At 62.0% G+C, this 26,292-nt stretch carries 32 protein-coding genes; 22 read left to right on the forward strand and 10 right to left on the reverse strand.

Annotation, left to right across the window (positions count from 1 at the left end; genetic code table 11):
* Positions 1–37: 37 nt before the first annotated feature.
* The 5 genes from FHU29_RS05970 to FHU29_RS05990 all read left to right on the forward strand — a co-directional run bounded on the left by FHU29_RS05970 (position 38) and on the right by FHU29_RS05990 (position 5,480).
* Positions 38–2,860 carry an FAD-binding and (Fe-S)-binding domain-containing protein gene (locus FHU29_RS05970; RefSeq protein ID WP_232322986.1) on the forward strand — a complete coding sequence of 941 codons (2,823 nt, stop codon included), beginning with the start codon at positions 38–40 and terminating at the stop codon, positions 2,858–2,860.
* Positions 2,861–3,042: 182 nt separating this feature from the next.
* Complete coding sequence (locus FHU29_RS05975) at positions 3,043–3,927, forward strand: alpha/beta fold hydrolase (RefSeq protein ID WP_064440832.1); 885 nt, start codon at positions 3,043–3,045, stop codon at positions 3,925–3,927.
* Between the two features lie 55 nt (positions 3,928–3,982).
* Positions 3,983–4,462 (forward strand): small multi-drug export protein, encoded by a 480-nt coding sequence (locus FHU29_RS05980; protein ID WP_232322985.1) that lies wholly within the window; start codon positions 3,983–3,985, stop codon positions 4,460–4,462.
* A 38-nt stretch (positions 4,463–4,500) separates the two neighbouring features.
* Positions 4,501–4,812 carry an ArsR/SmtB family transcription factor gene (locus FHU29_RS05985; protein ID WP_064440830.1) on the forward strand — a complete coding sequence of 104 codons (312 nt, stop codon included), beginning with the start codon at positions 4,501–4,503 and terminating at the stop codon, positions 4,810–4,812.
* 35 nt (positions 4,813–4,847) lie between these two features.
* Positions 4,848–5,480 (forward strand): SRPBCC family protein, encoded by a 633-nt coding sequence (locus FHU29_RS05990; protein WP_064440968.1) that lies wholly within the window; start codon positions 4,848–4,850, stop codon positions 5,478–5,480.
* Positions 5,481–5,488: 8 nt separating this feature from the next.
* Here the strand turns inward: FHU29_RS05990 and FHU29_RS05995 are convergent, their stop codons facing one another.
* Positions 5,489–6,046 carry a Clp protease N-terminal domain-containing protein gene (locus FHU29_RS05995; RefSeq protein WP_064440829.1) on the reverse strand — a complete coding sequence of 186 codons (558 nt, stop codon included), beginning with the start codon at positions 6,044–6,046 and terminating at the stop codon, positions 5,489–5,491.
* On the reverse strand, positions 6,046–6,258 hold the full coding sequence (locus FHU29_RS06000) for a hypothetical protein (RefSeq protein ID WP_064440828.1): 213 nt from the start codon (positions 6,256–6,258) through the stop codon (positions 6,046–6,048). Before FHU29_RS06000 ends, FHU29_RS05995 begins: the two co-directional genes overlap by 1 nt.
* A 131-nt stretch (positions 6,259–6,389) precedes the next feature.
* On the opposite strand from FHU29_RS06000, the gene FHU29_RS06005 reads away from it, so the two are divergent.
* On the forward strand, positions 6,390–7,226 hold the full coding sequence (locus tag FHU29_RS06005; RefSeq protein ID WP_064440827.1) for a hypothetical protein: 837 nt from the start codon (positions 6,390–6,392) through the stop codon (positions 7,224–7,226).
* A gap of 99 nt (positions 7,227–7,325) precedes the next feature.
* Positions 7,326–7,772, forward strand: a complete 447-nt coding sequence (locus FHU29_RS06010; protein WP_064440826.1) for a PaaI family thioesterase — start codon at positions 7,326–7,328, stop codon at positions 7,770–7,772.
* A 7-nt stretch (positions 7,773–7,779) separates the two neighbouring features.
* Here FHU29_RS06010 and FHU29_RS06015 read toward each other — a convergent pair whose 3' ends face one another.
* Positions 7,780–8,028: a hypothetical protein gene (locus FHU29_RS06015; protein ID WP_064440825.1), complete on the reverse strand. Its 249-nt coding sequence runs from the start codon at positions 8,026–8,028 to the stop codon at positions 7,780–7,782.
* A 102-nt stretch (positions 8,029–8,130) separates the two neighbouring features.
* On the opposite strand from FHU29_RS06015, the gene uraH reads away from it, so the two are divergent.
* A complete protein-coding gene (gene uraH, locus FHU29_RS06020) occupies positions 8,131–8,454 on the forward strand; it encodes a hydroxyisourate hydrolase (protein ID WP_013807327.1) in 324 nt (107 codons plus the stop codon).
* On the opposite strand, the gene htpG is transcribed toward uraH, so the two are convergent.
* The 3 genes from htpG to FHU29_RS06035 form a co-directional block, all read right to left on the reverse strand.
* Entirely contained in the window at positions 8,455–10,371 is a 1,917-nt protein-coding gene (gene htpG / locus FHU29_RS06025) for a molecular chaperone HtpG (protein ID WP_064440824.1), read from the reverse strand.
* 139 nt (positions 10,372–10,510) lie between these two features.
* Positions 10,511–10,741, reverse strand: a complete 231-nt coding sequence (locus tag FHU29_RS06030) for a hypothetical protein (protein WP_064440823.1) — start codon at positions 10,739–10,741, stop codon at positions 10,511–10,513.
* Between the two features lie 106 nt (positions 10,742–10,847).
* The gene (locus tag FHU29_RS06035) at positions 10,848–11,486 is read right to left on the reverse strand and encodes a maleylpyruvate isomerase family mycothiol-dependent enzyme (RefSeq protein ID WP_064440822.1); all 639 of its coding nucleotides are present in this window, start codon (positions 11,484–11,486) and stop codon (positions 10,848–10,850) included.
* Positions 11,487–11,637: 151 nt separating this feature from the next.
* On the opposite strand from FHU29_RS06035, the gene FHU29_RS06040 reads away from it, so the two are divergent.
* Genes FHU29_RS06040 through FHU29_RS06060 form a run of 5 tightly spaced genes read left to right on the forward strand, consistent with a single transcriptional unit; the run spans position 11,638 to position 14,873 of the window.
* Positions 11,638–12,804, forward strand: a complete 1,167-nt coding sequence (locus tag FHU29_RS06040) for an alkaline phosphatase family protein (protein ID WP_064440821.1) — start codon at positions 11,638–11,640, stop codon at positions 12,802–12,804.
* 39 nt (positions 12,805–12,843) lie between these two features.
* A complete protein-coding gene (locus FHU29_RS06045) occupies positions 12,844–13,347 on the forward strand; it encodes an RNA polymerase sigma factor (protein WP_064440820.1) in 504 nt (167 codons plus the stop codon).
* Positions 13,337–13,906: a hypothetical protein gene (locus tag FHU29_RS06050; RefSeq protein WP_064440819.1), complete on the forward strand. Its 570-nt coding sequence runs from the start codon at positions 13,337–13,339 to the stop codon at positions 13,904–13,906. The genes FHU29_RS06045 and FHU29_RS06050 overlap by 11 nt, the downstream gene beginning before the upstream one ends.
* Positions 13,903–14,340 carry a hypothetical protein gene (locus FHU29_RS06055; protein WP_064440818.1) on the forward strand — a complete coding sequence of 146 codons (438 nt, stop codon included), beginning with the start codon at positions 13,903–13,905 and terminating at the stop codon, positions 14,338–14,340. Before FHU29_RS06050 ends, FHU29_RS06055 begins: the two co-directional genes overlap by 4 nt.
* Positions 14,337–14,873 (forward strand): carboxymuconolactone decarboxylase family protein, encoded by a 537-nt coding sequence (locus FHU29_RS06060; protein ID WP_064440817.1) that lies wholly within the window; start codon positions 14,337–14,339, stop codon positions 14,871–14,873. Before FHU29_RS06055 ends, FHU29_RS06060 begins: the two co-directional genes overlap by 4 nt.
* A gap of 12 nt (positions 14,874–14,885) precedes the next feature.
* On the opposite strand, the gene FHU29_RS06065 is transcribed toward FHU29_RS06060, so the two are convergent.
* The 4 genes from FHU29_RS06065 to FHU29_RS06080 are packed head-to-tail and all read right to left on the reverse strand — an operon-like array spanning position 14,886 to position 18,084.
* Complete coding sequence (locus tag FHU29_RS06065; RefSeq protein WP_064440816.1) at positions 14,886–16,124, reverse strand: RNA polymerase sigma factor; 1,239 nt, start codon at positions 16,122–16,124, stop codon at positions 14,886–14,888.
* A complete protein-coding gene (locus FHU29_RS06070) occupies positions 16,124–16,474 on the reverse strand; it encodes a YciI family protein (RefSeq protein WP_064440815.1) in 351 nt (116 codons plus the stop codon). The genes FHU29_RS06065 and FHU29_RS06070 overlap by 1 nt, the downstream gene beginning before the upstream one ends.
* A gap of 53 nt (positions 16,475–16,527) precedes the next feature.
* Positions 16,528–16,833: a hypothetical protein gene (locus FHU29_RS06075; RefSeq protein WP_064440814.1), complete on the reverse strand. Its 306-nt coding sequence runs from the start codon at positions 16,831–16,833 to the stop codon at positions 16,528–16,530.
* A gap of 33 nt (positions 16,834–16,866) precedes the next feature.
* Positions 16,867–18,084: an MFS transporter gene (locus FHU29_RS06080; RefSeq protein WP_064440813.1), complete on the reverse strand. Its 1,218-nt coding sequence runs from the start codon at positions 18,082–18,084 to the stop codon at positions 16,867–16,869.
* A 237-nt stretch (positions 18,085–18,321) separates the two neighbouring features.
* Here FHU29_RS06080 and FHU29_RS06085 point away from each other — a divergent pair, with 237 nt between their 5' ends.
* The 9 genes from FHU29_RS06085 to FHU29_RS06125 all read left to right on the forward strand — a co-directional run bounded on the left by FHU29_RS06085 (position 18,322) and on the right by FHU29_RS06125 (position 26,267).
* On the forward strand, positions 18,322–18,903 hold the full coding sequence (locus FHU29_RS06085; protein ID WP_064440812.1) for a MarR family winged helix-turn-helix transcriptional regulator: 582 nt from the start codon (positions 18,322–18,324) through the stop codon (positions 18,901–18,903).
* 149 nt (positions 18,904–19,052) lie between these two features.
* Positions 19,053–20,036, forward strand: a complete 984-nt coding sequence (locus FHU29_RS06090) for an ABC transporter substrate-binding protein (protein ID WP_064440811.1) — start codon at positions 19,053–19,055, stop codon at positions 20,034–20,036.
* Complete coding sequence (locus FHU29_RS06095; protein ID WP_064440810.1) at positions 20,033–20,824, forward strand: ABC transporter permease; 792 nt, start codon at positions 20,033–20,035, stop codon at positions 20,822–20,824. The genes FHU29_RS06090 and FHU29_RS06095 overlap by 4 nt, the downstream gene beginning before the upstream one ends.
* 44 nt (positions 20,825–20,868) lie before the next feature.
* On the forward strand, positions 20,869–21,756 hold the full coding sequence (locus FHU29_RS06100) for an ABC transporter permease (RefSeq protein ID WP_064440967.1): 888 nt from the start codon (positions 20,869–20,871) through the stop codon (positions 21,754–21,756).
* Positions 21,749–22,552, forward strand: a complete 804-nt coding sequence (locus tag FHU29_RS06105; RefSeq protein ID WP_064440809.1) for an ABC transporter ATP-binding protein — start codon at positions 21,749–21,751, stop codon at positions 22,550–22,552. Before FHU29_RS06100 ends, FHU29_RS06105 begins: the two co-directional genes overlap by 8 nt.
* On the forward strand, positions 22,549–23,694 hold the full coding sequence (locus FHU29_RS06110) for an FAD-dependent monooxygenase (protein WP_064440808.1): 1,146 nt from the start codon (positions 22,549–22,551) through the stop codon (positions 23,692–23,694). Before FHU29_RS06105 ends, FHU29_RS06110 begins: the two co-directional genes overlap by 4 nt.
* Before the next feature lie 138 nt (positions 23,695–23,832).
* Positions 23,833–25,359 carry an aldehyde dehydrogenase gene (locus FHU29_RS06115; RefSeq protein WP_064440807.1) on the forward strand — a complete coding sequence of 509 codons (1,527 nt, stop codon included), beginning with the start codon at positions 23,833–23,835 and terminating at the stop codon, positions 25,357–25,359.
* A gap of 21 nt (positions 25,360–25,380) precedes the next feature.
* The gene (locus FHU29_RS06120; protein WP_064440806.1) at positions 25,381–25,719 is read left to right on the forward strand and encodes a RidA family protein; all 339 of its coding nucleotides are present in this window, start codon (positions 25,381–25,383) and stop codon (positions 25,717–25,719) included.
* A 23-nt stretch (positions 25,720–25,742) separates the two neighbouring features.
* Entirely contained in the window at positions 25,743–26,267 is a 525-nt protein-coding gene (locus FHU29_RS06125) for a cupin domain-containing protein (RefSeq protein WP_064440805.1), read from the forward strand.
* Positions 26,268–26,292: the final 25 nt, after the last annotated feature.

Consider the following 26,292-nt stretch of genomic DNA (forward strand, 5'->3'; position numbering starts at 1 on the left):
GGTGCGCGACGGGCCCGCACTTGCCACACTGGAAATGATGACGGCAGAGAAGATCACCAGCGCGGACGACTCGGCGCTCGCACGCGACCTGACCGAAGCGATGCGCGGTGAGGTTGATTTTTCAGCCCGCAGACGCGCCGAATATAGCTCCGACGGTTCAAACTACCGTTGCGTACCGGCAGGAATCGTGTTCCCGCTTGATGAGGCGGATGCTGAAGCTGCGGTTGCGGTCTGCCGGAAACACGACGTACCGATAACGACGCGCGGTGGCGGTACCTCTATCGCTGGTAACGCGGTGGGGAATGGCGTGATCCTGGAGTTGTCGCGGCACATGAACCGAATCCTGAGCATCGATCACGAAGCCCGCACGGCCGTGGTCCAGGCAGGTGTCATCCCCGATGTGCTGAACGCTGCGGTCGCCGAATATGGCCTGAGATTTGGTCCGGATCCCTCCACCCATGCGCGCTGCACAATCGGCGGAATGATCGGCAACGACGCGTGCGGCTCACACTCTGTGCGGTGGGGGCGCACTTCAGACAATGTGGTCGACCTCGATGTCCTCTGTTACGACGGCACCCGGATGCGAACGAGCACGCCGCCGGAGCCGATCCGCGAAGCCCTGCGCGGTCTGGCGGCTCGCCATCGTGCCGAGCTGCGTACCGAACTCGGCAGATTCTCGCGGCAAGTTTCGGGTTACGGCCTGCACCATTTGCTGGATGAGAACGGCTTTGACGTGGGCCGCGCGCTCGTGGGATCAGAAGGTACTTGCGTGGTGGTGCTGACTGCGACGGTGAAGCTCGTGGAACTGCCGAAACAGCAACGACTCGTGATCGCGGGGTTCACCGATTCCATTGCGGCTGCCGATGCGGTACCGACGATCCTGCAGCACAATCCGCTGACATGTGAGGGGATGGATGACCGGATCCTGGATGTGCTGCGGTCACGCCGGAAAAACGCAGTCCCGGACGAGACGCTCCCGCGCGGTTCAGCGTGGCTGCTGATCGATGTCGAAGGCGACGATTCCGCCGCTTCGGCGCTCACTGAGGCGATCGCCGACTCCGCTGGTCTCGAAGGCATCTCCACCGTCGACGATCCAGCGATCCGGCGTGCGGTGTTCAAAATCCGTGAGGATGGGTCCGGTCTCGCCACACGTGCACTTGATGGAACGATGTCGTGGCCCGGCTGGGAGGACGCTGCAGTTCCGCCCGCGAAGCTGGGCAGTTATTTGCGTGACTTCGATGCGCTCGTCAAAGAGTACGGACTGACCGGCGTTGTCTACGGACATTTCGGTGAGGGTTGCCTGCACGTGCGCCTCGATTTCGACTTCTCCAGCCACGAGGGAATCGGAAAGTTCGAAGAGTTCATGGAGCGTGCCGCCGACCTTGTGGCTGGCCACGGGGGAGCAAACTCGGGGGAGCATGGCGACGGACGGGCCCGATCAGCGGTTCTGAGCCGAATGTACAGCCCAGGCATGCTTCAGGCCTTTGCCGAGTTCAAGCGGATATGGGACCCGGGAGGGAAACTGAACCCGGGGATCATCGTCGACCCGGCCGGTGTCGCGGATGATCTGCGTCATTCGCCTGATAACCAGTGGCGCAGCCTTCCCGTGAGCTTGGCGTTCCACGAGGATAGGGGAGACATTGGTAAGGCGGTCCACCGCTGCATCGGAGTGGGGAAGTGCCGCACCCTATCCGGTGGTGTGATGTGCCCGAGTTATCGGGCGACCCTTGACGAAAAAGACAGTACGCGCGGACGTGCGCGCGTCCTTCAGGAAATGATTCTCGGTGAAACCATCACAGATGGATGGCAATCCGACGAGGTAGGCGAGGCGCTCGACCTGTGCCTGTCGTGCAAAGGCTGCAGCAGTGACTGCCCGGTCGGGGTCGACATGGCAAGCTACAAGTCCGAATATCTGCACCAGCGCTATCACGGGAAGGTCCGGCCGCTGTCCCATTATTCGATGGGCTGGCTCCCATTGACGGCGCGGCTCGCGTCGAAGACTCCGCGCCTGGCCAACGCGGTTATGGGGTCCGGGCTCAGCAGCGTGATCAAGCGGACGGGAGGGATCGACCCCGCTCGCGAGCTTCCCAAGTTCGCCCCAGGCACCTTCTTGAGGTGGTATTCGGCGCGCGGACGGAAGAAACACGGCAAGCCCGTTCTGCTGTGGGCCGACACGTTCACGAATTTCTTCTCGCCCTACGTTGGTGCGGCCGCAGTTGAGGTGCTCGAGGATGCGGGCTTCTCGGTGCATGTACTCGACAAGCCGTACTGCTGCGGGCTCACCTGGGTCAGCACGGGGCAGCTCGATGATGCGCGGCGAGAGCTGCAGCGGGCATTCGGAGCGGCGGCCCCGCTCGTCGACTCTGGCGTCCCCATGGTGGTGCTCGAGCCCAGCTGCGCAGCGCTGTTCCGCTCGGATGGCGTCGAGCTCCTTCCCGGACGGGAGGCGGAGACAGTCGCCAGGGGAACCTACACGCTCGCGGAGTTTCTGCGGAAGCACGCGCCCAACTGGCAGATACCTGATGTAGTCGGCGAGGCTGCGCTCCAGGTGCATTGTCATCAGCACGCGGTGATCGGCGGTGCATGCGACGCCGCGGTGCTTTCTGAGACGGGTTCCACTACAACTGTGCTCGATGCCGGGTGCTGTGGGCTTGCGGGGAACTTTGGTTTTGAAGACGGACACTTCGAGACGTCACGGAAGGTCGCGGAGACGGGCATACTCCCCGCGCTCGAGAAGCTGCCGGAATCGGTTGTCGTGGCCGATGGCTTCAGTTGCAGGACGCAGCTCGACCAGCTAGCTGGCATCCGTGCTGTCCACCTGGCGGAGTACCTGAGGGCCGGGCTGGACTACGAAATATAGCGCGCGATCTAAGCTGAGCCTCTCGGGGACTGCACAACTTGAGTGCACACGTGTACACTAAGGTTGGTGTGACGTTGAACGGCGTCATGCGCAGTAAGGTGTGCAAGCCCCGGAATTTCGGTAAACGACCGTTCTAGTCCGGGCTTGGAGAATCAGCTCAGAGCTTTCCCGAGGAGCGGTATATGTCCAATCATCACTTGCAGGCCGCGGTTTTTCACGGTGACGCGTTGCGGTACGTCGATGTGGGCGAGGGCCCACCCGTGATTCTTGTCCATGGCTTGCTTGGTTCGCACGCGTCGTGGGGCAGCCAGATCGACAAACTTGCGAGAGACTTCCGCGTGATTGCCGTAGACCTCTACGGATGCGGCGGGTCCGACAAGTTCAAGGGCGACTATTCACTCAGTGCCCATGCGGCGAGCTTGCGAGACTTGATGCAGCACCTCGACATTGAGAAAGCCGCGTTCGTTGGGCATTCGTACGGTGGTGGCGTCAGCATGCAAATGCTGTACCTGTTCCCGGAACGTGTGGAGCGGCTCTGCCTGGTGAGTAGCGGCGGGCTGGGTCCCGAGGTAAGCGCGCTGCTACGCGCGGCGAGCCTCCCCGGCAGCGAGCTTGTTCTGCCAATTGTTGCCTCCCCGGTTGTCCGGGGCCTGGTCGGCGTCGTCGCCGCAGGAATGTCGCTGGTCGGTGCGCCGCTGCGTGCGCCAGCGAGCGTCGCAGAGGTATGGCGAAGCCTAGGGACGGTAGCTGACCCGGCGACGCGCAGTGCCTTCTTGCGTATCACCCGCGGGGTTCTGGGTCCGTTCGGTCAAACGGTGTGCGCCCTGAAGTACTTCCCCGATTACAAGGACCTCCCTGCAATGGTGATCTGGGGCCGTCAGGACCGGATGATCCCGGTCCATCAGGCCGAACGGCACCGCGAGGTCATGCCCCACGCGGAGGCTGTTGTGCTCGATTCGGCTGGACACTTTCCGCATCTGGACGAACCTGAAGCATTCCACGAGGCGATCGTGCCGTTTCTTGCTGCCGGAGCGAACAAGGGCGGCCTCGAACTGCAGACCGGCTGACCTTCTACCTTCCTGCACCGTCCAGTCGGTATAGTCGTCGGCTGGAGGTGGACTGGTGACGGGAAGCGAAGCAGTACTGATACTCGGGGTCTTCATCGGTGGTGCCGCGCCTTGGCTAGAGGCGATCGTGGTGATCCCGGCAGGAATTCTGGCCGGATTACATCCCGCGACCGCTCTGGCCGCGGGTGTTACCGGCAACTTGCTTACCGTCGCGCTCGCTGCCTGGTTTGGTGAGAGAATCCGCCAGTGGTGGCTGGCGCGTAAGCAGCGCAAGGTAGAGACGCACGGCCCGAAGCCGCATAAGTCGCGCCGCAGAGGGTGGATCGAGGCGTCAATGAAGCGCTGGGGTCTTCCCGCCCTTGCGATACTGGGCCCGCTCGGCCTAGGTACTCAGGTTTCAGCCGCGGTAGCGGTCGGCATGGGAACGGGACCGCGCGCAGCGTTCGTCTGGGTCGGTGCGGGCACCGTTGGGTGGGCAATCGTTGCGGCCGCGCTGACCGTCGGGGGAGTCTCAGTCGCTGGCATTGGTGGTTAAGTCTCGACTTATATAAGTAGCCGCTGTATCGTTGGTACGTGCACGCTTTTGATGTTCTCGGTGACCCAGTTCGGAGACGCATACTCGAACTGCTTGCTGACGGGGAAGTCACGTCTGGTTCGATCTCCGCGATCGTGCAAGGCGAATATGGAATTACTCAGCCCGCCGTTTCGCAGCATTTGAAAGTTCTGCGTGACAACGGGTTCGCCTCCGTGCGCAAGGATGGTTCGCGCCGTATGTACACGGTGAGTGCGGCCCCTTTGCGGGAGGTGGACGAATGGCTCGACCGATTCCGAGCGTTCTGGCAGCCCCATTTCGATGCTCTTGCTACTGAGGTTGCTCGTGGGTAAGCGTGCCCGCCGAACCAGCGATGAAAAGAGGCAAGATGATTGACGTCATACACCAGATCAACGCAGTCACCCGCTCGGTCGAGTCGCGAACTCTAGAAGCAGGTGATGCTCGGGTTGTCACTGCGAGTCAAGTCTATGACACCGATGTGAAGGACCTCTGGGATGCTGTCACGAACCCGGAACGGTTGCCACGATGGTTTTCACCGGTGTCGGGTGATCTGCAACAAGGCGGCACCTTCCAGGTTGAGGGTAATGCTGGTGGCACGATCTCTGCATGCGATCCTCCGCACGGCTTCAGCGCAACGTGGGAATACGGAGAATCAGTGAGCTGGATCTCGGTGCGCATCAGCCCGGCAGAGGGCGGTCACGCCCAGCTCGAACTCGAACACACCATGCTTGCCGATGACCATTGGACGCAATACGGTCCGGGCGCTACTGGGGTTGGGTGGGACTCGGCGCTTCTTGGTCTTACCCTGCACTTGCGCAGCGGTGAAGCTGCTGACCCGAAGGCAGCGGAGAAGTGGATGATGTCCGAGGACGGAATCGCATTCATGACCGGTTGCGGCAATCGATGGGGCGCGGCGCACATCGAGGCGGGCGCAGATGCAGCGACTGCAGAGGCTGCAGCGCAGCGGACGATTGCGTTTTACACTACCGTCCCGGAATAGGCTCGGCGTCAGGCCGCGTCGTCGAGAAACTTGTAAATATCGAGCCGAAGCCGGTCTGAAGTGTCCTGGACTGGGAACAATGCACGCGTCGATTGGTCGTTCGCGCGCAGAACCCCGAGCAGGATGTGTTCCGGACGGATTGTGCGATCCTTCCGTGCTAGGGCCTCACGCAGGGCGAGCTCGAGTGCTTTTTTCGCTCCGTCGGCGAATGCGAGGTGCTGACCGAGGAGACTTCCGAGCCAGCCGCGCCTCGGCGCTGGAGTGTCCAGAATGTCGCGGCCGAACTTGTTGTGGATGTCGCGGCGTACGGCATCGAGGTCGATACCGATGGCGGAGAGGGCTTCGGAGTCCATATCGCCGAGCTCTCCCGCCGACTCCAGCGAGCGTGTGACGGTCTCGGGCGTGACGCCATGCTTGCGCAGGGTCTCGCGGAGGTGCTCAGGTGCTGTCCGCGAGAGCGAGAGCACCAGATGTCCTGCGCTGATGACAGGGGAGCCGAGGTCCCTAGCGCAGTTCTGCGCGCCGACGACAATCTCGCGAGAGTCACGGGTAAATCGTTCGAACATCACAACCTCCGGTTGTACTTTTTGTGGACCGCCTGACGGCTGACCTCGAGTGAATCGGCGATCGCCTGCCATGACCAGCCCTGGCGCCGTGCGTTTTCGACCTGGATTGCCTCGAGCCGTTCGAGCAGGCGGCGAAGGGCGAGGACCGCGCGGAGGCCGGTGGCTGGATCTCCACTTGTCGCTGAAGCTGCGAGTTCCGTCGCTTCCGTCATGCTTGTCAATCTATATTGACAACGCATGCGTGTCAACTAAAGTTGACGAAGGCGAGGAGGCGGCCGCCCGAGTAAAGGCCCGGCCAACGCCCAGCAGGCAAAAGGTAAACGCACCAGGTACGTTCGACCCTATGTCGCTTGTCGAGCTTGAGGAGTCCGTACCGCAAGGCACATCCACAGCGTGGCCTGGATTGTTGCGCGTCCGGCCACGATCGATCGTGGCACTCACTGTCGCCGCACTGGGGCTGGCGTGGCTAGCGGTTGCCCTTATCGACGTCGCGGGCCTCGTTGACATCAGTGGTGATGTGCCGCTCTGGCTGTCGCTCTTCAATGAGGGAATTGTCGAAGTCACCCAGTGGATACTGAATGCCCTGGCGGTGGTCGCGGCCAGCTATATCGCTGGACGCCTGGCCGGGGGGAGGTACGCGGGTGGCGCGTCGTTCTTTTTCGTCCTAAGTATTGGGCTTGCGCTGATTCTCATCGAAGAGGCGGGGAACGTCCGGCTCGCCATGGCTGAATACCTCGGCGCGATGTTCGGCGGCCAAATTCTCGGAATGCATCCACATGTCGTGGGGGCCGTTCCCGTCTACGCGGTTCTGGCCTTCTTTCCCGTCTATGCGTTGCTGCGCTACGGAAAATACGTGTGGCGCGCACCGACAGCGCGCTGGTATCTCGTGATTGCTTACTGCCTCTACGGCGGATCCCAGCTGGCTGCGCTCACTTCGCACCTAGCCGGAGTCTGGTACGCCAAAGCCGGCAGTGCCGTAAACGAGCTGATATTCGGTGGCGGTCTTCCGGCACTGCCCAACGTGCACCAAGGTGTGACCGACTACTTCATCGTGGATTCGCTCGTCGAGGAAACAATCGAACTGCTCGCGGTGGCCACGATGCTCGCAATGATTCTCGCCTACATCCACGACCTTCGGCGAGGCGCCGTCTCGGCGGGTCAGAGCCCGAATCGCGACTAGCCGAGCGCTTAGCGCCCGTGCTAGTGGGGCACATCACCCTGGTGCAGGAGTCACCCGCGTGGTCCAATTATGTATACCAACATACATATTGGAGGGCGCATGACTGAGAATCCCGACATCGCGAAGATGAGCGGCCTGGAGCTATTGCGGGCGATGGTCGCGATGCCAGATCAACCGCCTAACATCGGCCGGCTGATCGGCATGGAACCCGGAGTGATCGAGTTCGGGAAGGTGCAGTTGAAGGTGACTACACGTCCGGACTACGCCAACCCGCTCGGTACCGTCCACGGCGGGATCTGCGCCACACTCCTGGACTCGGTAATGGGGACTGCCGTGCACTCGACGCTCGAGGCTGGCGTCGGCTACGGCACCCTCGAACTCAAGGTCAACTACATTCGCACTGTTCCCACGTCAGGTATTCAGCTCACCGCCACGGGCACCACGATCCACGTCGGCCGCACAACCGCTACGGCCGAGGGACAAGTTCACGACGACCAGGGCCGTCTTGTCGCGCACGGGACAACAACTTGCCTTATCTACCGGTGACGGCAACTCACCCCCACGGGGACCCTGGCGGGAGCATGAAGGTGAAGTCCCCCCACGGCGTGTGGCAAAGCACCGTGGTCGGAGGTGGTGGATAGATGAGGATCATCGGGAGCACCTCGCAATAGGGGACGGGCACCGCGTGCGCGGGCTGCACACCAGGTGTGCCTGCGCCGGCGATAGCGGGAGCACTCACAATCGCTGCGGCGGAAAGCATGCCCGCTGCCGCGACGCGCATGAGTTTTGGTCGCTGTGTCATAGTTACCTAGCTTACGTCTCGGATTTCCGCTGCGGGCAGTGCGAGTGAGCGAGCAGCATCGCGTAACCGGCTGACACCCGTACACGGCGAAAGGTGCGCACAGTGGCCACAATCAGCACCCATGTTCTCGATACTGTCAAGGGCCTGCCCGCCACCGGGCTCACCGTGGTCCTGCAGGCACAGGACGGCGCCGAGATCGCCTCAGTCGTCACCGATGGTGACGGGCGCGTCAGCGACGTTGCTGGAGACGACCTTCCCACAGGTGTGCTGCGTCTGGTCTTCGGCACCGGGGCGTACTTTGCGGCGCGAGGCGTGCAGGCTTTCCACCCGGAAGTGGTGGTGTCGATCTCACTGACCGAACACCGCCACTACCATGTGCCGCTCCTGATTTCGCCGTTCTCGTACACGACGTACCGGGGAACCTGATCAGAGGTTCTGCGTTAGCCGTTCGGCGAGCAAACGAGTGAAACGCGCAGGATCCCGCAGTTCGCCGCCTTCCGAGAGCACAGCCATTCCGTAAAGCAGTTCGGCGGTCTGGGAAAGAGCCGGGTCGTCAGCACGCTCGCCATGCGCGTCACGAAGACTCGTCACGAGTGGGTGCGCTGGGTTGAGTTCGAGGATCCGCTTGACCTTAGGAAGCGGCTGACCTGACGCGCGATACAGCTTCTCCAGCGTCGGCGTCATATCGAACGTGTCACCAACCAGGCACGCGGGCGAGGTAGTGAGGCGCGAAGAGAGTCGCGCGTCTTTGATCTCATCGCCAAGCGTTGTCTTGAGCCAATCGAGAACGTCAGCGAACTCCTTGTCCCGTTCCTCCTGCTTGGATTTGTCATCGTCACTCGGTTCGTCCTCCAGGTCGACGTCGCCCTTGGCGATCGACTTCAGGGGCTTGCCGTCATACTCGCCTACCGCGTCTACCCACATCTCGTCAACGGGATCGGTGAGGACGAGCACTTCGACGCCCTTCGCGCGGAAAGCCTCCATATGGGGTGAGTTCTCAATGAGTTCGCGCGTCTCGCCAGTCATGTAGTAGATCGCATCCTGCTTCTCGCCCATGCGATCCACGTATGCCTTGAGGGTCGTGACCTCTTCCTCAGATGACTCATCGCTGCTTGCCCGGGTCGACGCGAACGACGCGATTTCGAGCAGCGTCTCCCGGTTTTCCGTGTCCGAGAGCAGGCCCTCCTTCAGGACGCGGCCGAACTGCGACCAGAATGTGCGGTACTTATCCGCGTCAAGGTCCTTGATTGCTCCAAGAACTTTCTTGACGAGCCGCTTCTGAATCCGTTTGATCTGGCGGTCCTGCTGCAAAATTTCCCGCGAAACGTTGAGTGACAGATCCTGAGCGTCGACAACGCCTTTGACGAAGCGCAGATACTGGGGCATCAACTCTTCGCAGTTGTCCATGATGAACACGCGTTTGACGTAGAGCTGCACGCCCCGAGTGTGTTCCCGGGTGAAGAGGTCGAAGGGCGCCTGCGACGGTATGAAGAGCAGTGCCTGATACTCGAACGTGCCCTCGGCCCTCATCGCGATGGTTTCGAGTGGCTCATCCCAAGCGTGACTGACGTGCTTGTAGAACTCGTTGTACTCGTCAGCGCTGACTTCGTCCTTGGGACGTGCCCACAGCGCCTTCATCGAGTTCAATGTGACGGTTTCAATGGTGGTTTCGTCGTCGGTGGTGCGTTCGATTTCCATCCTGATCGGCCAGGAGATGAAATCGGAGTACCGCTTGACGATCTCCCTGATCTTCCATTCCTTCGTATAGTCGAAGAGATGATCATCGGAGTCTTCGGGCTTGAGGTGCAGGGTGATTTCTGTGCCCTGCGGGGCAGTGTCGATGGTTTCGATCGTGTAGGTGCCCGTGCCCTGGGATTCCCACCGCGTGGCGGTGTCCTCCCCAGCACGTCGCGTCACCATGGTGACGTTGTCGGCAACCATGAATGTCGAGTAAAAGCCGATTCCGAACTGGCCGATAAGGTCGGCTGGGGCTTCAGCATCCTTCGCTTCGGCGAGCGCGCGGCGCAACTCACCCGTGCCCGATTTCGCCAGCGTTCCAATAAGTTCGACGACCTCGTCACGTGACATGCCGATACCGTTGTCCCGCACCGTGAGCGTGCGTTTATCCGGATCCGGCGCTATCTCGATGTGCAGGTCGCTTGTGTCTATCTGCAGATCCTTGTCGCGAAACGCCTCGATCCGCGCTTTGTCGAGCGCGTCCGAAGCGTTGGAAATCAGTTCACGCAGAAACGTGTCCTTGTTGGAGTACACCGAATGAATCATCAGCTCAAGAAGCTGACGTGCCTCCGCCTGGAATGTGCGTTCCTCGACCTGAGTGCTCACTGACTATTCCTCCCGTTTCGTACTGGCCTGACAGCCGACGAAATAGTACTCGGATTCGGGGCAAGCCGACCACTGCCGGGAGGCAGGAGCGTCCAGCAGGGCGGCCGCGTTGCGGCGGCTCTGCTGCATCGTCAGCGCGCTACCAGGGGCGGGAGAAAGTGAGGTCTCCGAACCAGGTGTGACAGATGATCACTGGCCCGAAGAAGGGGAACTGCGCCTCCTCGCAATAGGGGAAGAGCACGGCGTGCGCTGGCTGGACGCCGGGTCGCTCCGGTGTCTCAGCGACCGCGGCCGCGGGCGCCGCGAGCGCGAGGCCTAGGGCCAGCGCGGCTCCGCACATTGCGTGTGATTTTTTGCGCGAACGGGCCATTTCTGCCTCCTCGGAATCATTCGAGATCCACGTGATCAAGCATGACACGAAGGAGGGCACGAACGGCAGGGTCTGTGGGCTATTTCAGCCTCGAACCACAACCCAGCTAGGAGGTCGCAGTGAACCGGTCAGCCGATTCACCCCGCAACCGGCCTGCGGGCAGTTTCCTGCCGCAGATGACGAGCAGGAGGTCCTGGGCGAGACCTTCCACGGTGGCACCGGTGCCGAACGTGAAGTCGAGGTCCGTGGCCGCTAGCCGAACTCCTGACAGGTCCGCGCCGAAGAACTTCACCGACGACGAGTTCGGTGTCGTGTCGGCGAGAACGATGGCGAGTCGCTGAGGGGGTACCAGATATTCGAGTCCGAGCGCCACAGTGATGTCGAGGCCGTGGATGATGTCGTGCCCCAGCGGTGCTTCATATCCCGACCCTGGTGGTTTCCACGGATGATCTGCGTTGGCGTGCAGCAGCCCAGCGAGTTCGGCAGGGGTGAATGCCGACCCATCGCGACGTGCCGTCTGGTCAGCCATCCGGTTGAAGTTTCCGCGGGCTTTGAGCATTTCCAGCACAAACCTCGGGAGTGAGTAGCGGAATCCGATGGTCATGTGCGCAACCACATCGCGAACTCGCCAGCCCGCACACAGACTGGGAGCCTCCCAGGACGCCCCGGGAAGACTGTCAAGCAGGTCTGCGAACTCTCGGCGCTGCGCCCCAATATGGCGCCGGAGCACCGCTGTCTCAGTCATTTCAGAGTCCCACTTCCGCTCAGCCTGTCAGCTCTAGCTCTGTCTTAGTTTATGGACCTCACGGAAAACACAGATTCATCGAGTGCACGGCATTGCGCTCTGCGCCTGGCAGAGTGTGTCCGGGGCAGTCCCGTGACCCGAGGAGGCAACCATGATCGACCGGAGTTCTGAAATCCCGGTTCTCGAAGCTAGGTCGCTGCGACTTGTAACGCCCTCGCTGGCAGCGGCGCTGGGCGTGCCGGACTTCGCGAATGAACTTGGGATGGAACCCGCTCGATCTGCTGGTGTCCTGCTCCTTGATGGGCTCGGTGCCGAACTTCTTTCTCAGCACGCTGACGACGCGCCGGTTCTGTCCGGGCTGGCGTCCCGCTATCGCAACCTGAGTGCCGGCTTCCCCGCCACCACGTCGACCAGCGTGACGGCGCTTGGTACTGGCCTCCACGCTGGCGAGCACGGAATCATCGGCTACACGTTCCGTGCGGGGGCGAGCGACGCGCCCGTTCTCAATACCTTGCGGTGGTGTGCGCACGCCACCAAGGGACACCCAGATCTGCGTGATGTCATCGTCCCCGAAACTGTGCAGCCCCGCCCAACTGTTTTCGAGCGAGTCGCGGCGCACGGCGTCGCGGTGTACCGGATTGTGCCCTCCGACCATCATGGTTCAGGCCTGAGCCGTGCGGTACTGCGGGGAGCGGGCCACGATGTCGCGGCGGACAGTCTTACCCAGCTTGCTGACGGCATCAAAACCGCGACGAATACACCTGGCCGTTCGCTGACGTATGGATACTACGGCGGGATTGACCTGGCAGGACATATCTTTGGCCCGGGCTCGCCGGAGTGGCGCGCGCAACTTCGCGAGGTCGACACCACTGTCGCCCGTATCGCCGAAGAGCTGGGTACGGACACCCTCCTCACGATTGTCGCGGATCACGGCATGATCGATACTGGCGACGATCGCATCGATATCGATACAGAGCCTGACCTGGCGGCTCAGTTAGTCGAGATCGGTGGCGAGCCACGCGTTCGCCACCTCCACACAGTCGCCGGATCCGCAGGGGATGTTCTCGACACATGGCGCGCGGTTGCAGGAGACCGGGCATGGATTGTGCCGCGTGAGGAAGCGATCTCCGCGGGCTGGTTCGGGCCGACGATGAGCGAGCCGTTTCGCCAGCGCCTTGGCGACGTGATCGTCGCGGCACGCGACAACTGGACCTTCGTTCGTTCAGTTGCGGAACCGATGGAAACCGCACTACGAGGGCACCACGGGTCATGGACTCCTAGGGAACAACTGGTGCCCCTCATCCAGATTCGGGCCTGAGGTCGTTACGGGGACGGCGGTTCCACCGAAGGGATAGCGATGGGGCACAATTCCACGTCATTCGCTGGCGTGTACCGGGAACACGTAACGCCAATCTGGCGCTACGTTCGTACCCGGGTGCCCTCAGACTCAGACGCCGAGGACGTGACAAGCGAGGTGTTCGCAGCGGCCATCCGATCGTGGGGAGATTTCGACCCCCAGCGCGGCGCAGTTGGAGCCTGGCTGACAGGCATCGCCCGGCATGCTGTCGCGGACTGGTGGCGCAAACGGGTTCGTGAGGTACCGTCCGACGGATTTGGGCAGCAGGGCGCCAGCGCGGAAGGACCCGAGGGCGAGGTGGTGCGGCGCGACAGCGCTGATGACCTTCGCCGTGTGCTTTGGATCCTCACCGAACGGGAGCGGGAGGCTGTGGCGCTGCGATTCGGCACCGAGCTCACGTCAGAGGAGATCGGCGCCCATCTCGGAATTTCAGCGACAGCAGCCCGGATGCTCGTCTACCGCGCCATCGGAAAACTCCGGGAGGTGATAACCGATGAACGATGAACTTTCCGCCGCGGACGCGCTGGACCAGGAAATTACCGAAACCCTGCAGGGGCATCCCCCAACGGGTTCTGACCCGCGCGTGCTGTGGCTTGCCGCCTCGATACGAACAAACCCGCCAGCGGCGCTCGAACGCCGCGTCGCACAGATAGCCGCGCAACAAGCGCGTCACCGCTGGCGCAGCTTTCAGATCGTCGCCGCTTCACTTGCGGCGCTGTTCATTCTCCACGGGCTCAGTGGCTTCTTCGCCGGTGAATGGATCGCATCGAATCTGCGTGAGCCGTTCAGCCGACACGCCGCGTTCGAAGCCGGACTCGCCTTTATCGCTGCCGGTGCTGCCGTCGGTGCAGGTGCGATTCGGAGGCGCTGGGCGCCGGTTTCCGTAGCTGCGGGCACACCGCTGGGTGTCCTGCTTGCGACGCACGGTGCCCGGGAAATCGCAGTCTTCCCCTACGGCGCGGCGCTGCACCTCACGGAAGGCGCACTTGCCATCGCGCTTTTTGTGATCTGGCTCAGAAATCACCGTTACAGGAAGGCTGGACGGCGCGAAGAGAAGTCATGACCACGACAGTTCGCCTGCGAGCCCCGATGTGGACGCGAATTGTGCTCGCGGTTTTAGCAGTGCCACAACTGGTCACTGGGTTGTGGGCGGTCATCAATCCCCGTCACTGGTACGACACGTTTCCGGGGCTCGGCCCGCTTTTAGTTGCCGCCGAACCGCCCTTCAACGCCCATCTAGCGACCGACGCTGGTGCGGGGTTCCTCGCGGTCGGTGTGGTGGCTGGGGTTGCAGCGCTGTGGGGCGAGCGCCGCGTTGTACTTGTTGGTGGGCTCGGACTTGCAGCTTTTGCATTGCCGCACTTCCTGTATCACGCCGCCAGCCCAGCGCCGGGCCTGAACGCGACGTCCAACACGGTCAACGTCATTATCCTGAGCATTGCTGCGCTGCTGCCGCTGGCGGTTGTCGCGGCGTCACTGAAAGGACGCGATACATGAGGGCTTTGCGCAGAATCTGGAATTATCTGGTGGTGTTGCGGCTCGCGCGGCGCAACAAATCTGATTTGGCGCGGTGGATGATCCGGCGCCCGCAGTTACTTGCCGCGACGGGACTGTACGAGACGAGCCTGCTGTTCAGTAATCGGGTTGACCCGGCGTTGAAGGAACTTGCTGAGTTGAAGGTGGCCACACTCGTGACATGCGAGTTCTGCCTGGATATCGGTTCTGCGCTGGCCCTGAAGTCGGGTTTGACGGAACAGCAGATCACGGAGCTCCCTCGCTACCAAACGAGCCCCGCCTACACCGAGCTGGAGAAGCTCGTCATCGAATACGCGGAGGTGCTGACGGCAACACCGGTGGTCGAAAAGGAGGAACTCCGCAAGCGTCTGCTCCAGCATCTGTCGCGCGCACAACTTGCCGAGCTCGCGGCCACCATCGCGTGGGAGAATCAGCGCGCCCGCCTCAACCAGGGCCTCGGTGTGCGGGCCACCGGCATGTCGGATGGGGCTGCGTGCGCGCTGCCCGACCGGTAGTGGCGCGTATCGTCACTGGACGACCGGACCGCCATCGGTACGGTCGCGCTGGCGCGCGAGAAACGCACGCTCAGCATGGTTTTCGGTGAGTTCGATCGCGGCCGTGTAGGCAGTTGTCGCCTCCGCGCGGCGTCCGAGTTTGCTGAGGAGGTCTGCGCGGACAGCATGAAAGGCGTAGTAGTCGGTCAGGTGCGTTTTGTCGACGGCGTCGAGGGCTTCTTGCGCGCCCTCGACCTGTGCGACTGCGACTGCGCGATTGAGCGCGACAACCGGGCTGGGGGCTATGGTCATCAATTGCTCGTACAGGGCCAGGATCTGGGCCCAATCGGTATCAGCGGCAGCGGATGCGTCCGTGTGGACTGCATTGATCGCTGCCTGAATCTGATACGGTCCCGGCTGGTTTCGCCGCAAACACGCTCGGACTAGCTGCTGACCTTCGTCGATGAGCACTCGGTCCCAGAGTTCCCGGTCCTGATCGTCAAGCAGGACCAGAGCGCCCTCGGCGTTGCACCGGGCTTTGTTGCGGGAAGCCAGCAGCAACATGAGAGCAAGGAGCCCTTGCGCCTCTGGTTCGTCGGGCATGAGCTCGACGATGATCCGGCCGAGACGAATTGCCTCGGCACACAGATCTTCCCGGACGAGCGTGGCGCCCGTACTAGCCTTGTACCCCTCATTGAAAATGAGATAGACGACAGCGAGCGCTGCGGAGAGCCGAACTGGCAGGTCGGCTTCTGCCGGAACACGGTAGGGGATTGCGGCGTCACGGATCTTCCGTTTTGCGCGGACAATTCGCTGTGCCATCGTTGGTGCCGGCACAAGGAACGCTCTCGCGATCTCCTCGGTTGTCAGGCCACCGAGGAGCCGCAAGGTCAGTGCCACCTGCGCTGGACGTGCCAGCGCAGGATGGCAGCACGTGAAGATCAGGCGGAGCCGGTCGTCGAGCACCGCTCCCTCCTCCCCGGTGGCTTCCGCTTGCCGTAGGAGCAGTGCTGCCTGGTGGCGCTGCTGACGGGAGGCGTCTTTCCGGAACCGGTCGACTGCACGGTTTTTCGCAGTGGTGATAATCCAGCCTGCTGGGCTGGGGGGAATCCCGGAGTGTGGCCAGCGGCTCACCGCCGCCGCGAAAGCATCTTGCACAGCTTCTTCCGCAACGTCGATGTCGCCGAATGCCCCGATCAGCACCGAAACAGCACGGCCATATTCTTCACGAAAGATACGATCGATCACTGTGGGGCTGGGTGGGGTGGACATTATTCGGATGTGCCCTGGAACGGCCTGACCTCGATCGGGAGGGTAGTGGCACGGGCTGCCTTGGTGCCCCATTCGAGCGCGGCGTCGAGGTCTGGAGCTTTGACGATGACGAGTCCGCCAAGGCATTCCTTCGACTCTGTGTACGGACCGTCGGTGACGAGCGTGCCGTCGCCGTTCTGCTGCACGACTGTCGCCGTGTCGGGCGGGAATAGCCCGCCTGCGAAAACCCATGCACCGGCTGCTTTCAGTTCCTCGTGAAATGCTTCGATGTTGCGCATGATGGGTTCGAGCGTTTCGGGTGGGGGCGGATCGCCGACGGGCTGAATGACGCTCAAAAGGTAGTTGTTCATTGCATGCTCCTTGCCTGTTTGTGGTCCTCACTCTCTATACGATCGGCAAGCCCTCAGATCGACACTTCAAAAACCTCCGTTGTCGCGCCCGAGTCGTCGAGGAGGTGCTTATGCGCGGTGCGGCGGTAGTCGCTGCGATACTCCTCAAACGCCTCCGGGGACGGAAACCAGAGAACGTGAACTTCCCTGAGTCCGTCACGACTGCGGAGGCGTTGTTCGAGGTGCCCGCCGTGCTCAGCGAGCAGTGGCAGCACAATCTCCTCGTAGCGCAAGAAGCTTTCGATTCCGCCTGGGGACAGCCGGGCCACCATCACATATCTGGCGCCGGCCTGTGGCCCGGAACTAGCAGAAGCATCCATCGGGCACCTCCTTTTCCGAAATGCTACGCGCTCTCATGGGTGACGAGCGGTGCCGCGGGCGCCCGCTCTGGGGGCCGCCATCGCGGCGGCGATGAGCAGGTAGGGAAGTGCGAAAAGTACGAATACCCACGCGTGTCCTGAGAAGGAGAACAGTCCCGCGTAGGCGAGAAACGCCGCCACGGTGAGTATCTCGGTCCCCAGGCCCGCGACAGAGGTCACTGTCGCCCGGCTTGGTCCGGTGATTCGATGCTGCAGGCGGGCATCAGCCACCACACTCGTCATCTGAAACACACCGAATGCCGCGCCGAGCGCGATCCAGCCGAACGGCGAGCCTGCGAGCGCACCAAGCGCCATCAGTCCAGCCCCGGCCGCAACGAGCACTGCCAGGCTGCGAATGTGGAGCCGCGCGCCTGCGCCAGCGCAGAGTCCACCGGCCGCGACACCTATCCAGATGACAAGAACAACCCACGGCACCAACTCCACGCGCACGCCGTCTTCGACGGCAAGGAGAGGTACGTACTCTTCCAGCGATTCCCACAGGGCCGGTACTACCGCGGCAAGAGCAACGGCCGCCAGCACCGGCCGGCTTTGGCGGATCTCCCGCAGTCCTGCACTCAGGGTGCGGAAGTACGCGGGTTCCGTCTCGGTCTCGCTCGTTGCGGCGGTACGCGTTTCGGGCAATAACAGGGCTGATGCCGCGCACATGAGGCAAACCAGGACGCTGGCGGCGCCGATGGCAGCGTAGCCGCCGAGGGCCATGACTGGAATCGCGACGACAGTCGAAACGCCCACAGCAATCACGCCGCATGATCGCGCGACACCCATGATCCGCGCGTACTGCTGCGCCGCACCGCGCGTATCGAGTTCGGTGAATACGAGCGCTTCGAGCGCGCCCGAGGACAGTGTGCCGCCTGCGCCCCACAGCACAAAGCCGAATGCGAACGCCCAGTACGAGGGGAAGATCAGCCAAAGCGCGAAAGCGGTAGCGGCGAAGAGCGGTGCACACGCCAGCAGGAGCCGCCGCGAAACTATGTCAGCCAAAGCGCCGGAGGGAACCTCCAGCACTATCGCCGTCGCAGACCAGATGATGAACAACGACGTTATTTGTGCGACCGACAAGCCTGTGTCGGCGAACAGCACCGCGTAAAAGGGGTACAGAAGTACGAACTCTTCGAGAGCGGCATACGCGTAGAGCGGTCGGGACACCCTGCGGGCAGGGGTACGCGCTACACGGGTCGGCAGGGTGAACATTGAGACCTTCTGGGTTGTACGGGCTGAGGACTACGTGATGCCGACCCCTCCTGGAGGGGCACGAGTCCTGGCCGCACAACGGCCTCGGCGTGAGGATCAATGTCGGTGACGCATAATCGAAAGTATATCGCGGCGCGACCCTATCGGCACTGCCGTGTGTGATGCAGTTCTGGCGGCCGTGTCGACCATGTCGACCATAATGAGCGTGACGGATGTATCGGAAGGCGGGACGGTGCGATGACGCAGGCGAAGGTCACGTGGAACAGCGCGGCATCTGCGCGTGACGAAGACGGCCCGGACGCCGTCGACCTGATCATCAGACAGTGGGCCACAGCTCGGCCGGAACTCGACGTATCAGCGATGGCGATTTTTGGGCGCTTGCACCGTGCTTTCCTGTTGTATCGCACGCAGACTCATGAGCTGTTCGAACGGTATGGCACGAACGAGGCCGGTTTCGACGTGCTGGCGACGTTGCGCCGTTCCGGCCCTGAGCATCGGTTGACGGCGGGGCAGCTGGCGAAGCAGTGCCTAGTGACAACTGGTGGTGTCGCCCTGCGTGTCAATCGGCTCGACACGGCGGGGCTGGTTTCGCGTGAACGTGACGCTGAGGACGCGCGTGTGGTGTACGTAAGTCTGACGGACAAGGGTCGCCAACTCGTCGACGACGTTGCTGACGCGCATTTCCGGAACGAGGCGCACATGCTAGACGGGCTGCCGCCGGAGAAGCAGGCGATTCTCGCAGAGCTTTTGAGGGATCTAGAGCGGGCGCTGCGCAGTGTCGAGCCACCAACGGAGGACGGCGAGCCCGCCCCGCTCTAGTTGTAAAGACAAGCTTCCGCTACAGCAAAAGCTCGCGATTTCGTTGACTATCTTAGCGCTAAGAGATACAACTGAAAGGGAGTGGTCTACCTCACAGCCCTGAGGAGGCACTCACATCACACGACGCAAGCTTTTGCGAGGAGACAAATATGAGCCGACTCCGACTGGCGGCCATGGCGACCCTAGCTTCCGTCCTCAGTGCAGCGCTGACTCTCACTGGATGCGGGGCGATCGCCGGTGCGCCACAGGACCCGGACGGCGAACTGGAAAAGACTGAATTAACGGTGGGGGTGCTTCCGCTCGCGGACTACGCGGCAGTGTACTGGGCTCGCGACCACGGCTTTTTCGAAGCGGAAGGCCTAACCGTAGAGCTCGAGCCGCTGCAGGGTGGCCCGATCGGTGTGCAGAAAGTGATTACCCGGGAAGTGGACTTCAGCTTCTCGAACGTCATCTCGTCATCTATCGCCGCCTCACGCGGTGCGCCGATCCAAACAGTGGTCGTCACGAGCAGTCTCGGACCTGGTGGGCTAGGAATTTTCGTGAACCCAGATTCGCCCATCCGCGAAATGAGCGACCTAGACGGCAGAACCGTCAGCATCAACACCACCAACAGTATTGGGGATGTCGCATTCCGGAACCTCGCCGACTCGGTGGGGGAGACGGCACAGCCGAACTGGGTTGAGGTGCCGTTCAATGAGGTCATACGCGGCGTTCAGGCAAACTCGATCGATGCGGGCTATCTGCCGGAACCGTTCGCTTCGGCCGCGCGGGATGCGGGACTGCGCGAAGTTGTCGCGTTAGCGGAGGGCCCGAACATCGGACTTCCCGTCTCGAATTTCATCGCGAGTAAGCCGTTCCTCGCGCAGAACCCAGACACCACTGCAGCCTTTGTGCGCGCCATGTACGCCGCCGGCATTGACATCAGCGAGAACATCGAGGAGTTTCGCGCCTGGCTCCCTGGAGTAGCAGGCGTGGCGCCCGACGTCGCCGAACATATGGCACTCCCGATCTTCGAGGAAACACTCGATCTCGAGCGCCTGCAATCCCTCGGTGACACGCTTGTTGGACAGGGCCTTCTCGACGAATTCGACGCACACGAGTTCGTCTTCCTACCCGCGGAAGTTCAATCATGAAACTCATCCGAGAACCTCTCAGTATCAAACAGCAGGTCGCGTACGGCGTTGCAGGAACCATCGGGATAAGCGCCCTCACCGAGGGCCTGCTGCGCAGCCCGGTGATCGATAAGCCGGGGCTGCCCATTCCGAGTGCAGTTTTATCTGAATCCATTGCTCTGCTAGGGAATTCAGCTTTCATGACCGAGGTCTGGTTCACCATGCGTCAATGGGCGCTCGGTCTCCTCATCGCGGCGATTGCCGGAGTTGTCCTCGGTGGGCTGATGGGTGCGTTCCGCAAGGTATTCATCGCATTCGAACTCCCCGTCGAATTCTTCCGTCCGCTGCCCTCCATCGCTATCGGGCCGATCCTCGTGCTCGTCCTCGGTGCTGGCATGCTTCCGCTCTCCCTCACAGTCGCAATCGCCTGCATGTGGCCGATCCTGCTCAACACTATGTATGGCGTGCGCGGAACCGACCTTGTCGCGGTGCAGACAGCACGCACCTTCGGTGAGTCCGCACTCGGGGTGTTTGCGCGCATCAAGCTTCCAAGCGCGCTTCCTTTCGCCTTCACTGGCATGCGGGTGGCCGCATCGATCGGCCTGATCGTCGCGGTCAGCGCGGAGCTGCTGATCGGCAGCGGCGACGGCATCGGCGGATTCATTCTTCTGCACGGATCGGTGTCCACCGACATGGATCCGATTTACGCGGCAACCCTCATCGCTGGTGTGATCGGCGTGCTGGTCAGCCTGCTCTTCGTCGTTATTGACTCCACCCTGTTCCGCTGGAAGAAGGGACTTGCCCAGTGAGTATCGCCCCGGCTAATTCAACAATTGAAGGGCAGGTGAAAGCGATGAACTCCAGGAGCTCCACGGCAGCGCCCGCGCAAACGCAAGGTGTTTCGGTTCACCGCCATGCCGTGCCCCCAGCGCGCAACGTGTGGGTGTCGCGCGCGGGCCGTATCGGATTGCGCCTCATCGTGCCCCTCCTCCTTCTCGCCGCGTGGTGGGCGATGTCGAGAACGCCGATCAATGGACTCTTCATCGCGGATCCCGCCGCTGCGTTTGGCCGCGTATTCCAGGACTACCTGAGTGCAAATCCGAGGGACTTTTTCCTTGGCCCAGTCGCGCAGGAGCATTTCCTGCCAAGTATCACCCGCGCGCTTGCCGGCCTTGCCCTTGCAATACTTGTTGGTGTGTCCCTCGGGGTAGCGCTTGGCGTCGTTCCCGTGCTTGCGGCACTCTTTCAGCCGCTGATTCACCTCGGACGTTCGTTGCCGAGCCCCGCACTCCTCGGTGTGTTCTTCTTCCTGTTCGGCACGGGGGACAGCCCGAAAATCTTCCTCATCGCATTCAGCGTCGTGTGGCCAATCCTGTTCAACACGATTCACGGTGTGGAATCAATCGGCGCGAACCGAGCTCAGGCCGCGGCAGTGTTCAAGATCCGCTCGCGTGACGTGTTGTTCCGCATCCTGCTTCCGGGCGCTTCACCCAAGATCTTCGCCGGTATCCGGACCGCGCTGGCGCTCTCACTCATCGTCATGATCATTTCCGAGCTGCAGCGGTCGGAGAACGGACTCGGATACTTGCTGCTCTCCACTCAGCGCGACTTCGACTACACGGGCTTCTGGGCGGTCCTCATTGTCCTCGCCCTCGTCGGGGTGACCTTCAACTTCGTCTTCACAATCATCGAACGCCGGGCTCTGGCCTGGCACAGAGGAGCCACTGATCAGCATGACTGAAGCACAGCACATCCGGGACCGCGGCGATGCCGACAGTCCAGCCGAACTCGACCTCGACGGAGTCTCGAAAGCGTACGGTGACACCCTCGCAGTCCGAGATATCACAGCGTATGTACCAGCGGGCAAGGTCAGCGTCATCGTGGGGCCGTCCGGCTGCGGAAAATCGACGCTGCTGCGAATCATCAGTGGCCTTGACTCGCCCACCGATGGGAGCGTCAGTTTCAACGGCGTCGTCGTCGACGGTGTGCCCGACGGGCTCGCCATGGTCTTTCAGGACTACTCGCGCTCGCTGTTCCCCTGGATGCGAGTCGATTCGAATATCGCGTTTCCGCTCAAACGAGTGCCACGTGAGGAACGTGCTGCCAGGGTGCAGGAAGCAATAGACGCGGTCGGGCTCAACGGGAAGGAAAAGCTGTACCCGTGGCAGATGTCCGGCGGGATGCAGCAACGAGTTGCTATTGCGCGCGCGCTGGCGTGCCACCCGAAGTTGCTGCTCATGGATGAGCCTTATGCTTCGGTCGACGCACAAACTCGGGCGGAACTAGAAGACCTGCTGCTCAAAATTCAGGCGGAGAAGAACATTACGGTTCTCGTGGTCACGCATGACATTGACGAAAGTGTGTACCTCGCGGATCACATCATTGTGTTGTCGAAACCACCGAGTGTGGTGGCGGAAACGATCGAGGTGGATCTGGCCCGGCCGCGCGATCATGTCGTCACCAAGACTGATCCGCGTTTCGTGGAGATCCGTGGGCACGTAACGCGGATGCTGCGCGGAGCGGCGGTCTCGGCGTGACCACACAGAAGCCCCACGTTGCTATTTGTGGCGCAGGTATCGGCGGGCTGACAGCCGCCCTTGCGTTACGGAAGCACGGCATCGATGTCCAAGTTTTTGAGCAGGCAACGAGATTCGGCCGGGTGGGCGCAGACATCAACCTCACGCCCAACGCGGTCCGGGCGCTCGATGAACTTGGCGTCGGCCAGCAGTTGCGGGATTCCGCCGCGAGGCCACAGTTCCGGATCAGCCGCATGTGGGACACCGGTGCAGAAACATCGCGGATCGAGATGGGCGCATCTGCGGAACAGCGGTACGGTTCGCCCCAGCTGACACTGCACCGCGGGGATCTAATGTCAGCGCTCGAGACTGAACTTGCGGACGATTGTGTGTCACTGGGCATGAGGATGGCGGGCGTCGACCTCGAGGCAGGAAACCCAGTTATTCAGTTCGCGGACGGCACAACCTATCAAGCGGACATCGTGATCGGAGCTGACGGTATCCATTCCGCCGTCCGAACCAGCCTGTTTGGTGAAGAGGTTCCGACATTTACTGGAATGGTGGCGTTCCGTGCCGTGATATCCGCAGCCGACGTGGCGGGTCTACCGAACCTAGACTCTTTCACCAAGTGGTGGGGCCCGGACCCTGAGACGCAGATCGTGACGTTTCCGCTCAGTCAGGGCAAAGAGATCTTCGTGTTCGCGACATGCGCCCAGGCGGAGTGGACCGAAGAATCATGGACGGCGCCCGGCAACATCGCTGAACTTAACGAGTTGTACCGTGACTTTCACCCGGATGCCAGGGGACTGCTCGCGGCCTGCGGCAGCGTCCTGAAATCGGCGCTCTACGTTCGTGATCCGCTTCCCGCATGGTCGCGAGGTTCGGCAGTTCTGCTTGGCGATGCATGTCACCCAATGACGCCATTCATGGCGCAGGGAGCCGGCCAGGCGATTGAGGACGCGATCGTGCTGGCTCGTGCACTCGACTCCAGTGACTACGGTTCCATTTACGAAGCGCTCAGCGGGTATGAGAAGACACGCTGGGATCGGACCGCGCAGATCCAGCACGGTTCACGTTCGAACGATTGGCTTAAGGTCGCAGGAAACGCCGATTGGGTTTACGGCTATGACGCGTGGACAGCTCCGCTTGCGTCAGCCGCCTGAGGATCTAGCGGCCCTCACAGCGTAAGGACCATCTACTGATTTGAAACGACAGCACAAAAATTATCTTGACACTAAACATCTTAGCGCTAAACTAAATATGTGACGTAGCGAACACGTCCAACCCAGGGAAGGCCTCACATGACACTCAGCAGCGCAGCACCAGTTGGCACCGCGGCTGTGTCCACCCAGCTCCGTGAACCCAGCACGCGCGACGAGATCTATGTCGCCGGCCAATGGCGCCAAGGCAGCGGAGCTGTCATCGAATCAGTCGATCCCGCAACGGGTGACGTGTTCGCCACGCTGCATAGCGCCACCCCGGGAGATGTCGGCACCGCCGTCGAGGGCGGCCTCGCCGCAGCGGCACAGAGCAAGTGGGCAGACCAGTTGCCGCACGAACGCGCGGCAGTTCTGTACCGCATCGGCAACGCAATCGACGCTCACGCGACCGAGATTTCGGCGCTGCAGACCCGGAATACCGGAAAGACACTTACCGAAACCCGTGCCCTGGCCTCCAGCGCAGCCGCCACGTTCCGCTACATCGCAGCTGCACTGGAAACGATGGAGGACGAAATCACCCCCGCACGCGGGAACTACCTGTCGATGTCGATCCACGAACCAATCGGCGTTATCGGCGCCATCACGCCCTGGAACTCGCCCATCGCCAGCGAGGCGCAGAAGGTAGCTCCCGCGCTCGCAGCGGGGAACGCCGTTGTCTCGAAACCACCAGTTTGGGCCCCATGGATCTCCCTGTACCTCGCTCGGCTTTGTGACGAAGCCGGACTCCCACGAGGGCTGTTCTCAGTCCTGCCAGGGCCAGGCCGCACCGTCGGTGACGCGCTCGCGCGGCACCCCAAAATCGGGAAGATCACCTTCACCGGTGGCACCTCGACAGGGCGCACGCTCGGACACGTCGCTGCTGACAAAATCATCCCGGTCACGCTCGAACTGGGCGGCAAGTCCCCGACGGTCGTCTTCGCAGACGCGGACATGGATCAGGCGCTGGCCGGGGTGCTCTACGGCATCTTCTCGTCAAGCGGGCAGAGCTGCATCGCCGGGTCACGGGTCTTTATCGAACGCGCTGTGTACAGCGAGTTCGTCGACCGACTGGTCTCGGCTGCCAACGAGTTGCGCGTGGGTCCCGGCACGGATCCTGGCACGCAGGTCGCGCCGCTGATCACGCACTCCCACCGGGACCACGTTGCGAGCATGGTGGACGAGGCGCGGAGCGAAGGAGCGGTGGTGCTCGCAGGCGGGTATGCACCCGGCGGCGACCTGGCGGATGGCGCCTACTATCGTCCGACAATTCTTGCCGGACTCTCCAATTCCGCGCGGATCTGCCAAGAAGAGGTCTTCGGCCCCGTCGCAGTAGTCCTGCCGTTCGAAGACGAAGACGATCTGGTGCGACAGGCGAACGACAGCGTGTTCGGGCTGGCGGCGGGCATCTGGACCGGTGATTACCGGAAGGCCTGGCGCACCGCGCGCCGCATCGACGCCGGCACCGTCTGGATCAACACCTACAAGCAATTCAGCATCTCGACGCCCTTCTCCGGCACGAAAGAAAGCGGGCTGGGAACCGAGAAGGGCCGCGACGGTATCCGGTCGTACATGCGCCAGAAGAGCATCTACCTGGATTTATCCGGACAGCCCATTCCCTGGTCCCGCTAACCCACCACGAAAAGGACAACCATGAGTGACCACCCCTACAGCCCCGCATTCGCGAAAGCCGGATTCGGCTTCGTCTCCGGCGCGCTTTCCGTCGACAACGCCGGGATCGCAGTCGCCGGGCGCGCGGAAGCGCTCGACGCGGCAATTGCCCGTCTCACCGAGCGGCTCGCCACCATCGGGATGGACCTGAAAGACGTCATCAAGACGACGTACTTCGTCACGGACGTCACCATGCGCGACGAAGCGAACACGCACTACGAACAACTTTTCGCGGAGCCGCGCCCCGCACGCTCGTTCGTTGAGGTCGCCGCCCTCCCATACGGCGCGACCGTCGAGATCGAAGCAATCGCCTACAAGTAATCCCACAGAAAAGGACCGCAGCAATGACGAACGTCGAACAGCGCACCAGCACACCCGAACTCGAGACCCTCATCGACTCGTGCATCGCGTCACGCGAAACACGGGACGAAGACTGGGCAGCACTCGGATTCCAGGCACAAGCTGGGGGCGACCGGTTCAAACGGGCACAGATCCGTTACATCGGCTCCGGAGCGACTGGAAACCATGAAGACGACAACCGGATTCTTCGGGCCGATCATTTCACCTTCTCCAACATGCGGCTCCCGGTCGGTGCAGTAGGTCCTGAACACACGCATCACGACGTTGAAGAGGTGTTCTTCGTGCTCGAAGGTGAACTCGAAGTGGCTGTGCACGATGTGGAAGATGGCCACAAGAAAGCGGTGCGCCGCCTCGGCTACCGCGACCTGATCCGAGTGCCTGCCGGTGTCCCGCGGAGTCTCGCAAATGTTGGCGACACGGACGCGCTCTTCTGCGTCATCATCGGCACCCCAAAGCCACAGCTTCCCACTTACCCACCCTCGTCAGAAATGCACGGCGTCACCCGCTGACGCACACCAGGACGAACGAAGGATC

The sequence above is a fragment of the Hoyosella altamirensis genome (assembly GCF_014191505.1).
Taxonomy (GTDB): Bacteria; Actinomycetota; Actinomycetes; order Mycobacteriales; family Mycobacteriaceae; genus Hoyosella; species Hoyosella altamirensis.